The 13,637-nt window shown below is 36.2% G+C and carries 9 protein-coding genes; 6 read left to right on the forward strand and 3 right to left on the reverse strand.

Annotated features, from left to right (window positions below):
* Window positions 1-51 precede the first annotated feature (51 nt).
* The 3 genes from ILT06_RS13580 to ILT06_RS13590 all read left to right on the forward strand — a co-directional run bounded on the left by ILT06_RS13580 (window position 52) and on the right by ILT06_RS13590 (window position 5,486).
* Entirely contained in the window at window positions 52-3,414 is a 3,363-nt protein-coding gene (locus tag ILT06_RS13580; RefSeq protein WP_064476957.1) for a tubulin-like doman-containing protein, read from the forward strand.
* A 57-nt stretch (window positions 3,415-3,471) separates the two neighbouring features.
* The gene (locus ILT06_RS13585; RefSeq protein ID WP_001116184.1) at window positions 3,472-3,612 is read left to right on the forward strand and encodes a hypothetical protein; all 141 of its coding nucleotides are present in this window, start codon (window positions 3,472-3,474) and stop codon (window positions 3,610-3,612) included.
* Between the two features lie 491 nt (window positions 3,613-4,103).
* On the forward strand, window positions 4,104-5,486 hold the full coding sequence (locus ILT06_RS13590; protein WP_098103038.1) for an APC family permease: 1,383 nt from the start codon (window positions 4,104-4,106) through the stop codon (window positions 5,484-5,486).
* Window positions 5,487-5,554: 68 nt separating this feature from the next.
* On the opposite strand, the gene ILT06_RS13595 is transcribed toward ILT06_RS13590, so the two are convergent.
* Genes ILT06_RS13595 through ILT06_RS13605 form a run of 3 tightly spaced genes read right to left on the reverse strand, consistent with a single transcriptional unit; the run spans window position 5,555 to window position 9,324 of the window.
* Window positions 5,555-6,691, reverse strand: a complete 1,137-nt coding sequence (locus tag ILT06_RS13595; protein WP_088047036.1) for a Ger(x)C family spore germination protein — start codon at window positions 6,689-6,691, stop codon at window positions 5,555-5,557.
* Window positions 6,692-7,789: an endospore germination permease gene (locus tag ILT06_RS13600; protein WP_088047037.1), complete on the reverse strand. Its 1,098-nt coding sequence runs from the start codon at window positions 7,787-7,789 to the stop codon at window positions 6,692-6,694.
* Window positions 7,786-9,324, reverse strand: coding sequence for a spore germination protein (locus ILT06_RS13605; RefSeq protein WP_088047038.1), 1,539 nt, complete (start codon window positions 9,322-9,324; stop codon window positions 7,786-7,788). The genes ILT06_RS13600 and ILT06_RS13605 overlap by 4 nt, the downstream gene beginning before the upstream one ends.
* Window positions 9,325-9,740: 416 nt before the next feature.
* Between ILT06_RS13605 and fdhF the strand changes: the two genes are divergently transcribed.
* From fdhF to ILT06_RS13620, 3 genes are all read left to right on the forward strand, one after another.
* Window positions 9,741-12,680 carry a formate dehydrogenase subunit alpha gene (gene fdhF / locus ILT06_RS13610; RefSeq protein WP_222655181.1) on the forward strand — a complete coding sequence of 980 codons (2,940 nt, stop codon included), beginning with the start codon at window positions 9,741-9,743 and terminating at the stop codon, window positions 12,678-12,680.
* Window positions 12,681-12,692: 12 nt separating this feature from the next.
* Window positions 12,693-13,175 (forward strand): helical membrane plugin domain-containing protein, encoded by a 483-nt coding sequence (locus ILT06_RS13615; protein ID WP_000729894.1) that lies wholly within the window; start codon window positions 12,693-12,695, stop codon window positions 13,173-13,175.
* Between the two features lie 116 nt (window positions 13,176-13,291).
* Window positions 13,292-13,636, forward strand: coding sequence for a Na-translocating system protein MpsC family protein (locus ILT06_RS13620; protein ID WP_222655182.1), 345 nt, complete (start codon window positions 13,292-13,294; stop codon window positions 13,634-13,636).
* Window position 13,637: the final 1 nt, after the last annotated feature.

Consider the following 13,637-nt stretch of genomic DNA (forward strand, 5'->3'; position numbering starts at 1 on the left):
TCATCTTTCTCCCCCTCTTTTCAAACAAGCAAGAATAGGAAGGTGGTTCACATGACGTTACAAGTTCCAACGATATTAATTGGTTTAGGTGGAATCGGTAGTACTGTGACACATCAAATATATGAAAGGCTACCTGAGGAGCGCCGAAAAAAGGTAGCAATGCACGTATTTGATACAGATGTGAATACATTGAGTAAATTTGATCATATTCGAAAGTTTAAGACGCAAACGAGTTCTAGTAAAACGCCAAGAGAGTATATTGCGGGAGATCCAACGATTCCAGAGTGGTTTCCGATGGACCCGACTATACTTGATAAACCACTGACAGAAGGGGCAGGACAGTTACGTGTCATTTCCCGTTTAGCGTTACTTGCTGCGATGAAAGAAGATAAATTGACATCCTTTTGGCAAGAAATCGAGAAAATTTTTCCGGTTACAAGCGATCAAACGGAATATGGAGTGCGTGTCATTATCGTAACATCACTAGCGGGCGGAACAGGTTCAGGGATGTTTCTACAAATTGCATTATATTTACGTGAAATGCTTCGGAAAAAACTGCAGCATCACAACATTTTAATTCGTGGTGCGTTTTTAATGCCGGACGTTTTAGTTAAGACGAGAACGGTTAGTGCGAAAGAGTTTGAAACGGTGCAAGCAAACGGCTATGCTTCGTTAAAAGAATTACATGCCATTACACTCGGTTCTACTGGAGAATTATCCAAACGTGGTGGTGTTACAATTGAATTAGAATATCGACCTGATCAAGTAGATGAAGAAGGAAGAACGAATCATACGATTAAACAACATCATTTACCGTACAATTATTGTTTCTTATACGATTACGAAAATCTACATGGACACCATCTGCACAATTTATCAGATTATATGGAGCAAATGGTAAATACGATTTATTTACAGTTATTTAGTCCGATGTCTGCCAATCATTTTGCACAGGAAGATAATCAAATTCAACAATTAGCAGAATCAAGCGGGAAAGGGCGATATTGCGGGGCAGGAACGGCCAAGATTATTTATCCGTATGAGCACGTGTTAAAATATTGTGCTTTAAAATGGGCTGTGCAAGGTTTAGATGAATCGTGGCTGCATTTAGATCAATTGTTTCAAGAGAAGAAGCAAAGATATGATCAAGATGTAAAACGTGGGATGCAACGTGAAAAGCCAGAGCGTGGGAAAAGTTATTTAGAAGACTTAGAACATCTTGCTACTCGTCCAGAACAGGCCCATATTTTCTATAGACAAATGTACAATGAAACGCGTGAAGGAGCAGAGGGCGGTAAAGTTGGTGTGGCGAAATCTAAACTGTTTTTAGAGGCTGTAGAAAGCTATGTACAGCGTACGGTGCAAAAAGATGAGGAATTAAACCGTCTGCAGCACGAGTGTAAAATTTCGGCTGCGAAACTGAAAATGATGGAGCAAATGAAAGGTGAAGTAGCAAGGGTGGATCATGCGATTCGTTTATATGCGTATGCGATTCCGAGCCGTGTACATGAGCATGTAACGACACTATTGTATGACATGATTGAATCAGACCGTTTTTCACCAAGTGGTTCTGAAGGGCAGTCCTATCAATTAAATACATGGTTTTTAAAGAAAACAGATCCTGTGCATCCAGTATCAGCTCGTTTTATGTTGTATGAAATTCGAAAGCAGTTAGTTGAGAAAATGAATCGACTACATGAAAATAATGAGCAAAAGCGTAATTTAATTCAAAACTACGATAAGAAATTTAATGTGAGTAATATTGATGGAACGGTAACAGCTGTTCGCCGAGTAGAAATCGCGCAGCAACAAGGCTGGTTTGGAAAAATGATGAATAATCAGCAGCGTTTGTTTAAAAAAGAATTTGAAGATATTGTAACGCAGTACGTACACAAATTAAACGAGTATCGTAAAGAAATGCTATTAGAACTCGTTTATCAATCACTTTATCAAGCAGTTAATAAAATGATTCAATATTGGGAAAGGTTTTTTGATAATTTACATGAAACGCGTGAAAATTTATTGTTTGAAATTCAAAAACGAAGCAAGGAATTTGAAGGGAAAACAAACCCAACGAATGTATACGTATTAGCTGAAGAGAAGTTGCAAGAAAAGATATGGCTAGATATGCAGCAACATTTGAATTTAGGTGTATTACCGAAAGATATATCTGCGGAAATTTATATGAGTTTATACGGGGAATATTGCCGGGATGCGAAAACAGAAGAGATTCAATCGAAAAAGGTAGAAGACTTTTATCGTGAGCACATACTAAGTTATTGCTATGATGAATTACAAATCCGCTATCGTGATAAATTAGAGCTGAATATCGTTGAGGCATTACGAAAAGAAGCGGATTATAAGAAGCGTGATCGTGATGAATACGTTCGTGAAAAAATTGAAGACTTGTTTCATTTAGCAAGTCCATTCGTTCCGAAAGTTTCCCACCATAGGGAATTACAATATTGGGGTATACATCCATCCTTAAAGAAAGAACTGCAAGAAGAATTAATTCAAGAAATGTTTAAAGAAAAAGATACAGTACATGAAGCTTTTTCGCCATTTGAAGTCATTTGTTATCGTGCGCATTATGGTTTATCATTGCAAGACTTTCCTAAGCTTTCCTCAGGGCATATTGCAAATGGATTTATGAATGATAAAGGTGATTATTTTCAGTCATACTATCGCCGTGTGAACAAGTTGAATAGTAAAAAATCTAGTTTAACGCCGCATTTAGATAAGTATTGGCACTTACCAGCATTCATGCCAGACTTAAATGCAACGCAAACGAAATTGGATTACGATAAATGTAATCGAGCTCTTCTATACGCGTATATGTATCGCTGGATTAGTTTAGTTGCTGTTGATGGTCAGTTCGTGTATCAATATAACGGCGTTGGACGTAGTTTCTTAATTCAGTCGATGGGAAAAAATATTTCAAATGAAAGTTACAAATTACACAGAGCATTGCTTCATAATCCGTTTATTTATGAAAACATCTTGTCCAGATTTGAAGAAGAACAAGAAAAAGCTATGATACAGGGCGGACATTTATATACACATCCGTTCGTATTAGGTGCTCAAGATATTAGATGGCTTCGTAAAGAGCATGTCCATAATATTTTAGATATGATTTTAATGTATGACCGTGAGGCGAAATATGATCCAACGTTAGAAGAAACTTCTGATGAATTATTAAGATTATTCCTTGATGAAATTGAATTGTATTTCCAAAACTATTACGGTACAGGTGCCGATATGGTTGCAAAGAAAGAGAAAGAAATGTTTATTAAACAATTGTGGGATCGTTCGTACGCGAAAGGCTATGTAGATCCAAATAGTGCTCCTTATAAAAAGTGGCAAAATTTATTAAGCGTTCATGATGAAGAGGAAACGCCAAAAACGAATGTATAATGAATGAAAAGGGAATCCTTAAAAGTGGCAATACAACTTTAGAAAAGAGGGATTCCGATGCCGTTTTTAGGAAGTGTATATCAAATATTTGGATTGTATCCAGAAATTTATTATGGAATGATTTCAGCTGAGCTACAAGAAAAGGCTCAGAAGGAACATCTTGAAAATAACAGTGCAGAAGCTGAAGTAGAAGAATAAAAAAAGTGCAGATGAAAATCTGCACTTTTTATTTGCTTTAAATGGTTCCATATCCTTAACTGGATTGTTATTTGAAGATAACAGTTCAGTTAAGGATACGATGATGTTTCTTAAATTTCATATAATGAAAAATGTATAAAAATCAATATAAAAAAATGAGTATAAATATAAAGATGAGAAGGAACAATGTTTTCAAGAAAATAATTATGTTTAAAAATAACATTTGATACATAATTAACCGTTATTGTTTAATTAATTTTATTGTTGACAATATAATTAATTGTATGATAAATTCAATCAGCATTCTTAGTGATGTGTTGCTGAATTAATTGTTTTACAATTTACTACAGTTTAAAAAGATTGATTTTTCAGTCTTTTATTAAATTATTAAGTTTATGGAGAGTGAATTATGTATATTTTTATTTTTTAAACAGAACAGTAATAAAGATTGCAATAAGTAAGAGATAAACTTGAAAAAGAGGTTTCAATGAATGAGTCTTTTAATAAAGAAAACAATGGATGAAGAAAAGAAAAAAGTATTGAATCAAACTTTAGGTGCAATTGACTTAACTCTTTTAGGGATTGGAGCAATTATTGGTACAGGGATTTTCGTATTAACAGGTATTGTAGCAGCGAAACATGCTGGCCCAGCGATTGTATTATCGTTTATATTAGCGGCGATTGTATGTGCGTGTGTAGCTTTCTGTTATGCTGAATTTGCTTCTACAGTTCCAGTTTCGGGAAGTGTATATTCATATACATATATGACACTAGGTGAGATTTTTGCATTTATAGTCGGTTGGTGCGTTATGTTGGAGTACTTATTAGCGACTTCTGCGGTAGCTGCAGGATGGTCAGCGTATTTTCAGTCATTGTTACTAGGGTTTAATATTCACATCCCTACGATCTTTGCTTCGGCACCTGGTATGGGAAAGGGTGGAATTATTGATTTGCCAGCAGTTCTTATTATTTTAGTTGTTACATTTTTATTAAGTCGTGGTGCAAAAGAAAGTGCACGAATAAATAATATAATGGTTATTATTAAACTGGCTGTTATTGTAGGGTTTATTGTTGTAGGGACACAATATGTAAAACCAGAGAACTGGCAACCATTTCTACCTTTTGGTTTTCATGGTGTAGTAGGAGGTGCTGCTACTGTATTTTTTGCTTTTTTAGGATTTGATGCAGTTGCAACAGCTGCAGAGGAAGTGAAGCGTCCACAACGTAATGTGCCAATTGGGCTACTGGTTTCATTGTTCATTTGTACCATTCTATACGTAGGTGTTTCATTTGTATTAACTGGAATGGTTCCGTTTACGGAGTTGAATGTCGCTGATCCAGTTGCATATGCATTGCGTATTGTGGGAGAAGATAGAATTGCTGGATTGTTATCGGTGGGGGCGATAGCGGGGCTAACGACAGTTCTATTAGTAGCTATGTTTGCATTTGTTCGTGTATCTTATTCGATGAGTCGAGATGGGTTGTTACCAAAAAGACTTTCAAGTGTACATAAACGTTTACAAACCCCATTTTTTAATACGTGGGTTACAGGTATTATTGCAGCTTTATTAGCAGGATTAGTGGATTTGAATTTATTAGCTAATTTAGTGAATATGGGAACGATAACAGCATTTGTTTTTGTATCTATAGCTGTTATTGTATTAAGAAAGACACATCCTAATATGAAAAGGCCATTCCGTGCGCCGCTAGTACCTTTTTTACCAATCGTTTCAATAGTAAGTTGTATATATTTAGCTTTGAACCTCTCTGAGCTTACGTTAATTAGTTTTGTAGCATGGGTAATAATAGGTGTATTTATATATTTTGTATATGCTAAAAAACACAGTAATGTTAGAAATGGAAATAGAGTATAGTCCATTGAAATAATAATTGTAATGTAAATAAAAACACGCTACTTATAAGAACAGGTAGCGTGTTTTTATTATTTAATAATCCCATTCTCTAAAATTTTAATAGTAGGTGCTACTTTCACATTAGCCTTTGAAAAGGCACTCGGCCAATCGTCTTCAACCGTTTTCCACTCCTTATATTGAAACGCTCTCGCATAATCACCAAATCCGAATGGATCAAGTTGCTGTTTTTGAATTTTGTGGATTAAATCGTTTAAATCTTTGTTTAGTTGTTTTGTAATAAGTGAAGTTAATTTTTTTCTATCTTTATCTATATCCATGTTGAATGTAAGTTCAGATACGGAAACTTTAAAATCCATTGCAATATTAAATTTAAAGTGGTTATCGTTATAGCCTGTATGGATATCACGATTGATGCTAAGAACATTTATTGTTACGAAATCGTCGCCGACGGTATCTTTTAGATGACTATTACTTTCAACTGAATGAGAAGGGATTTTCAGGGTAAGTGAAACGGGTATATTCGCTTTCTTTTGCAACATAAGAAGAAGGGCACTTTCATATCGATTTAAAGACATCTTATAGATGCCGCGAGAAGTTAATAGTGCAGAGCCGGTAACAATCACATCTTTTTTACCTTTTTTTATTTCTGAGATAGCAGGTGTTATACCTTTATTAAAAGTTTGCCTATGAAATTCATGGAATGTCGTAAACGCGGTTCGATTGTATAGTTTGTTCGTATTAATTAAAGCTGTTAAATATTCAGGAAGTGCAGGCTTATCTTTAAAGTTATTATATATAACGGAAGAAATTGGACCGTCCACTGCAACCATACGCATATTTCCTGTATTTTTAGGATCGCGATACCAAACATCAAGATAAGGCATAGCTCCTTCTTGTTTTAAAAACTTCGTGCTAAATAAAATGAGCTGTAACTTTTCTGTAGATACTAAACCACTACTTGAACTATTAAACGTAGCTTTTGCTTCTCGAGGTGTATGTACTATTGCTTCATGAGTTTCGAACTTTTTTTCTACATCTTCATTAAAAATAGGGTTTACGTGGTATACAATTAATTTTCCTTTTGCTTTTGCGTCAAACCCGTAAATTAATGAAATGGATTGTTTTTCTAAGTCGAGCCGATCTCCTCCACATCCTGTTAAAAAGGTTATGAGAAAGCAAAATATAGTGAAATTAAAGCGTCTCATTTAAATTTTTCTCCTTTTCCAATGCTGATAAAGTGTCATGTATAAGAGAAATACGACTGGGAATAGAAATACGATAAAATAACTTGCAGTTCCCCAAAATTCTCGCAATGCACTTATTTGATACGAGGATGGGATATAAAAGAATAAAACGAAAACACACCCGAATAATAAAAACCAAACAGGCAATGAATTCCCTTTTTTGTTAAGTAATTGATTGATTCCATCTGAAGCAGTGAAAATATAGGGAATACAAGAATCAAAAATAATGAAGAGATAAAATGACAAAAAGATAATTTCAAACCGTTCAAGAAATGAAAAGTGAAATGGTGTAACAAGAGAAAGAGTGGGCCATAAAAACTTTGTTATACCATCCGGACTAAAATAAACAAAAGAGACAAACGTGACTTGAAGATAGACAAATAGCGTAATCAAATTCGCAAGAACAATCCCTTTTTTGGCAGATGACTTATTACTGAGATAAGGATAAAGGACGAATGCAAACTCAAATCCGAGAAAGGCAATAATAGTTGATTTTACTGTGTTGAAAACGGGTATCCATCCCTCTTTAAGGAGAGGAAGAAGATAAACCCAATGCCCATCTTTAAGTGGGATAAATAATAATAATGGCATCCAAAGTGTAAAGATGACAGTAAAAACGGCAAAGCGACTAATAATAAGAACACCTTTACATGCGAGCATAACCATTGGAATGGATAGTAACATCATAATTAAAAACATTGGAGATCTAGGTAAAATCCAAATGTGAATAACGTATAAGAGGGAGAAAATTAAGGAAACAGCTGCAAGAACAGCATATAAAATCCAAAAAATCATTCCTACTCTTCCTAGCCACTTCCCAAGATAACGAGTTAGCACATCAAGTAAAGTATATCCAGGATGCTTTTCCATAATTTTTATAATACATAGACTGACTAAAGTAGTGATAGCACATCCGATAATAATAGACATCCATCCATCTGTATTCGCCCCTTTTGCAACTTCACGTGGCAGTGTAAGAACACCGAATCCAACTTGAACACCACTAATCGTTAAAATGTATTGAAATAAACTAATCTCCCTCTTTGCACGCTTTGTCACTTATCTTCCTCCTTTTCTTCTATATCCGGTTGTCGATTTTCTTGTTTTAAGTTAAGAGAGAGTGGTCGTTTCTTCATTAGTTTCCATGGTAAACGTACAAGAACGTCTTTTAAATCCATAACAAATGACGGAGAAAAAGGACTACCATAAGGAACGCCAAGTGATTCCATAGAAAGAATATGGATGATGATAACGGCCATTCCAACCATAATTCCAATGACCCCAAATAAAGAAGCGCTTATCATCATTGGAAAGCGAAGAATCCGAACTCCTGCTGACATTTCCAGATTGGGGATGATAAAAGAAGCGACGGCGGTAATAGATACGACAATAACCATAACATTACTTACTATTCCTGCTTGAACAGCAGCTTGCCCAATGACAATCCCTCCTACGACGCCAATCGTTTGTCCAACGGGACCAGGAAGCCGAACTGCAGCTTCGCGGAGCATTTCAAGTACTAATTCCATTAAAAGTGCTTCTAATATAGGTGGGAAAGGAATTTTAGCCCGAGATTCTCCAATTGTTAACAATAATTTAAGTGGAATCACTTCATAATGGAAGGAAATCATAGCAATATAAAGAGCTGGAGCAAATATTGCTATAAATAATCCTGTGAAACGAAGTAATCGTATGAATGATGGAACCATTGGCCTGAAGCTGTAATCATCTATCGTCTGAAAAAAAGCTGAAAAGGTCATAGGTCCAATTAATACGCCTGGTGAGCGATCTACAACAACAGCAATTCGTCCATCTAGAATATGATGGGCCGTTGTGTCAGGGCGTTCAGTGATAGATAATTGCGGAAAGAGAGTATAGGAATTATCTTCAACAAACCCTTCTAATTCCCCGGTAGTAATAATGGCATCCACTTTGATTGATTCGATGCGGCATGCCATTTCTTGTACGACATCCTCGTTTGCAATATCTGCTAGGTACAGCAAAAAAACCTTTGAAGTAGCTCGTTCACCAACAGTGAATTCCTTCACTTTCAATTCGCGATTTGGAATATATCGACGAATAAGTGCAAGGCTGTCGCTCGCTACCTCATTAAATCCTTCGTGTGAGCTTTTTATAGAAGTTTCTGTTGTAGGTTCTTCAATACTTCTTTTAGGCGCGGATTGCGTATCAAGTTCTAACGCTGTAAGTTGTCCATTTATAAATAAAATGCTTTTGCCATGTAAAAGAGACTGTTCAATCTCTGACCACTGCTGAACTTTTTTTACATTTCCGATTGTAACGGAAGATTCCCAAAAATCGTCCTCATTCCATTCTGTAAATAGGAGGGGACGAAGAATATCAATGTTAATAACAGTTTTATCTACAAGTCCTTCCATATATATAAGAGCGGCTTCTTTTCCGTTTTTTAATGGAAAAGTGCGTGTAATTAATTCTGGAATATCGCTAAACAGTTTGGACAAGTGCTTTAGATTAAGGGAAAGAGAAGAAGAGATAGATTTATTTAATATGTGATCAGCTTGCTCTTGTACAGAAAAAGATTTTTCACCACGTATCCATTTATTAAAAGACCCCATTTGTTCGCTTACTCCTTGTTATGTTTTATCCCACTTTAATGGGCAGTAAGACCCCCACCTCAAAATACAGCGAAAGCAAAGAATTTAGGTGGGGGATCAACTGCCCATAAAAGTCCGATTGGTGAGGGCTGATTAAAGTTTCACTTTATATGGGTTATTATGGATAGTTCTATACGGACATATGCGTAGTTTAAATTTTATATTGTATATTTTTAGCTTTAACGCTATAATTATAGTGTTAAAGATGGAATCGTGATATGACCTGTTATGAATCTATCGTTTTATTTATGAATAAATGGATTGGTATTTTAGCAAGATGTGCTAATAAACTACTCCACCATGATAATAACGTGCCGAAATGTGGTGCGTATATTTTCGTGGTGGAGTTTTTTTATTCTCAAAAAGGGGGAAAGACCATGAATGACAACATGGTTCATATTACAATTGACGGAAAAAAGTATACAGCGGAGCCGGGTTCAACGATATTGAGTGTTATTAATGAGAACGGGATTGAACATCCGCAAATTTGTTACGTGCCTGAAGTAGATCCTATTCAAACATGTGATACTTGTATTGTAGAAGTTGGCGGAAAGTTAATGCGCTCTTGTTCGACAGTTGCGATGGAAGGTATGGACATTGAACTGGCTTCTGGTCGTGCGAAAGAAGCACAAACAGAGGCGATGGATCGGTTACTAGAAAATCATTTATTATACTGTACAGTATGTGACAACAACAATGGGAACTGTAAACTGCATAATACAGCAGAATTAATGGAGATTGAACATCAAAAATATCCGTATGAACCGAAAGTAGATGTAAGTGAAGTTGATATGACGCATCCGTTTTATCGTTATGACCCTAATCAATGTATTGCATGCGGTCAATGTGTTGAGGTGTGTCAAAACTTACAAGTAAATGAAACGTTATCAATAGACTGGGAAGCGGAACGCCCACGAGTTATTTGGGATGAAGGAGTAAATATTAATGATTCTTCATGCGTGAGCTGTGGTCAATGTGTAACCATTTGTCCTTGTAACGCTTTAATGGAGAAAACGATGCTTGGTGAAGCTGGATTTATGACGGGATTAAAACCAGATATTCTTGAACCGATGGTAGATTTAATTAAAGAAGTTGAGCCTGGATATAGCGGCATTTTTGCAGTATCAGAAGTGGAAGCGGCCATGCGTGATACTCGTACGAAAAAAACGAAAACAGTATGTACATTTTGTGGTGTAGGTTGTTCATTTGAAGTGTGGACGAAAGGGCGCAAAATTCTTAAAGTACAACCTTCTTCTGATGCGCCGGTTAACGCAATTTCTACTTGTGTAAAAGGGAAATTCGGTTGGGATTTCGTAAATTCTAAGGAACGAATTACGAAACCTTTAATTCGTAAAAATGGAGCGTTTGTTGAATCTACATGGGAAGAAGCACTGAATGTAGTTGCAAGTAAATTAGGATCGATTAAAGATGAGTACGGTAAAGATGCTATCGGTTTTATTTCTTCATCAAAAATTACGAATGAAGACAATTATGTTATTCAAAAATTAGCCCGACAAGTATTTGAAACGAATAATATTGATAACTGCTCACGTTATTGTCAATCACCAGCGACAGACGGATTATTCCGTACAATTGGTATGGGCGGAGATGCAGGAACGATTAAAGATATCGCACAATCCGGTCTTGTTATGATTGTAGGCTGTAATCCGACAGAAGGTCATCCTGTTCTAGCTACACGTATTAAACGTGCGCATAAATTACACGGACAAAAATTAATTGTGGCTGACCTTCGTAAAACAGAAATGGCAGAGCGTTCAGACGTCTTTATTAGTCCAAAACAAGGAACAGATCAAGTATGGTTAATGGCTGTTACGAAATATATGATTGATCAAGGTTGGCACGATCAACGATTTATTGATGAGAATGTAAACTTCTTTGAAGATTTCAAAGAGAGTCTTACAGAATATACACTTGAATATGCAGAAGAAATGACTGGTATTTCAAAAGAAACACTTATTCAAATGGCTGAAATGATTCGTGATGCAGATGGTACATGCATCCTTTGGGGAATGGGAGTAACGCAAAATACAGGAGGATCGGATACTTCCGCTGCGATTTCAAACTTACTTCTTGCAACAGGTAATTATCGTCGTCCAGGTGCTGGTGCATATCCACTTCGAGGTCATAATAATGTACAAGGTGCTTGTGATATGGGTACTTTACCAGGATGGCTTCCTGGATATCAGCACGTGACTAACGATATGGAACGTGCGAAATTTGAAATGGCTTACGGAGTGAAAATTAATAGTGAACCTGGTCTTAATAATATTGAAATGCTACATGCAATTGACGAAGGGAAAATGAAAGCAATGTATCTTGTCGGAGAGGATATGGCTCTTGTAGACTCTAATGCGAACCACGTACATGAAGTGTTATCAAGCCTTGATTTCTTCGTTGTGCAAGATGTTTTCTTATCTAAAACTGCTCAATATGCAGATGTTGTATTACCGGCAGCACCGTCTCTTGAGAAAGAAGGTACTTTCACAAATACAGAGCGCCGTGTACAAAGATTGTATCAAGTTCTTCCTACGCTTGGAGATGCGAAGCCAGACTGGTGGATTGTGCAGGAGATTGCGAATAAATTAGGTGCAAACTGGAATTATAGCCATCCAAGTGAAATTTTTGCTGAAATGGCAAATTTATCACCACTATTTTCACAAGCAAATTATGAAGTACTTGAAGGATGGAATAGTTTCCATTGGGGAAGTTTTGATGGAACAAATACACCACTTCTGTTCCAAGATGGATTTAACTTCCCGGATAAAAGAGCTCGTTTTGCGATTGCTGATTGGGTACGTCCAGCTGAATTCCCAGCGGAGTTCGATCTTCACATTAATAACGGTCGTATGCTTGAGCATTTCCATGAAGGGAATATGACAAATAAATCAACGGGTATTCAAACGAAAGTACCTGGCGTTTTCGTTGAAATTTCTCCAGCGCTTGCAAAAGAACGTGGAGTGAAAACAGGTTCATTAGTTCGTCTTGTCTCTCCTTTTGGAGCATTAAAATTACGCGCACTTGTAACAGATCGTGTAAAAGCGAATGAATTATATTTACCGATGAACTCTACAGATAATGAAACAGCAATTAATTTCTTAACAGGTCCTGCAGTTGATACGCGTACGAACACACCTGCTTATAAACAGACGAAAGTGCGTATGGAAGTGCTAGAAGTTGAGGGTGAAAATCCGATGCCAAAAGCGAACCCACGTAATAAAAAACGTCATCCTCAAGCTGGTATTGAGGTACAGCGTAAGTGGGCACGTCCAGGGTATGTGCATTTAACGGATAAGTAGGAGGAGAAAAATATGGCTGCACCTATAAAAATGATTCAAAAACAAGAATTAACTGAGGAAGAAATAAAACAGCAAAAATTAGATGATTTAAAAGAGCTTCTAGCTAATAATGAAGAAGCTTTAAATCAAATGTTTAATATTGTTGGTGAATTAAATGACATCGGAATGCTAGAAGCTGCAAATTCTATGTTAAAGGCGAAAGAACCAATCGCCAAAATTGTTCTTGGCCAAGTGACTCGTGAGCCTGTTACAAATTTAATTAATAATATGATGGGTGCTGCGGGTGCTTTAACAGAACTAGATCCGGAACTTACGAAAAAGCTTATAGGTAGTTTATTAGTAGGGTTAGAAGAAGGTAATGAACATCTAGAAAGTAATAAAAAAGTAGGAGTATTTGATCTTATGAAAGTATTGAAAGACCCAGATATTAACCGTGCTATAGGGTTTGGGCTTCATTTCTTAAAAGGTATGGGTAAAGGGTTAAAAGACGAATAATCTTCATGAAGTGAATCTTTTCGCCTAAATGTTTGTACGAAATAGTTTGGGCGGAAGGGTCATTTTGGTAAAATATATAATAAAGTAAAATGAGGATTTTTGGGAGGTATAATTGTATGTCAAAAAAAGTACATGAATTTAATGATATGATACGAAAACTTCGAAAGGAACTTTTCGGAAAAGGACCAGAACGAATTCATACTGTTTTTGCTGAAAATATGGCGATTGCGACCCTTTACGGAAACTTAACACCTACTGAAAAATTTATTTCAAGTACGATGGACGGTGCGGAAATGGTTCATTTGGCTAGAACGAAAATGATTCAAGAAGTGTATGCTGCGAATTCCCGTGAACATTTGGAGGACCTTGTTGGAGCGAAATTAGTGAATTTGTTTTCAGATATGAAAGTAGAAGAAGATATTGCAGTTTCGGTATTCGTTTTTGATAAAAATATAACGTGAG

This window comes from Bacillus sp. 17RED48, assembly GCF_019837545.1.
In the GTDB taxonomy this organism is placed as follows: domain Bacteria; phylum Bacillota; class Bacilli; order Bacillales; family Bacillaceae_G; genus Bacillus_A; species Bacillus_A wiedmannii.

What these genes read in the sequence shown, in the direction of transcription:
- ILT06_RS13615 (WP_000729894.1), top strand. Translation starts at nt 12,693, where the DNA reads ATGGCTGCACCTATAAAAATGATTCAAAAACAAGAATTAACTGAGGAA.
- ILT06_RS13605 (WP_088047038.1), bottom strand. Translation starts at nt 9,324, where the DNA reads ATGGGGTCTTTTAATAAATGGATACGTGGTGAAAAATCTTTTTCTGTA.
- ILT06_RS13595 (WP_088047036.1), bottom strand. Translation starts at nt 6,691, where the DNA reads ATGAGACGCTTTAATTTCACTATATTTTGCTTTCTCATAACCTTTTTA.
- ILT06_RS13620 (WP_222655182.1), top strand. Translation starts at nt 13,292, where the DNA reads ATGTCAAAAAAAGTACATGAATTTAATGATATGATACGAAAACTTCGA.
- ILT06_RS13590 (WP_098103038.1), top strand. Translation starts at nt 4,104, where the DNA reads ATGAGTCTTTTAATAAAGAAAACAATGGATGAAGAAAAGAAAAAAGTA.
- fdhF (WP_222655181.1), top strand. Translation starts at nt 9,741, where the DNA reads ATGAATGACAACATGGTTCATATTACAATTGACGGAAAAAAGTATACA.
- ILT06_RS13580 (WP_064476957.1), top strand. Translation starts at nt 52, where the DNA reads ATGACGTTACAAGTTCCAACGATATTAATTGGTTTAGGTGGAATCGGT.
- ILT06_RS13585 (WP_001116184.1), top strand. Translation starts at nt 3,472, where the DNA reads ATGCCGTTTTTAGGAAGTGTATATCAAATATTTGGATTGTATCCAGAA.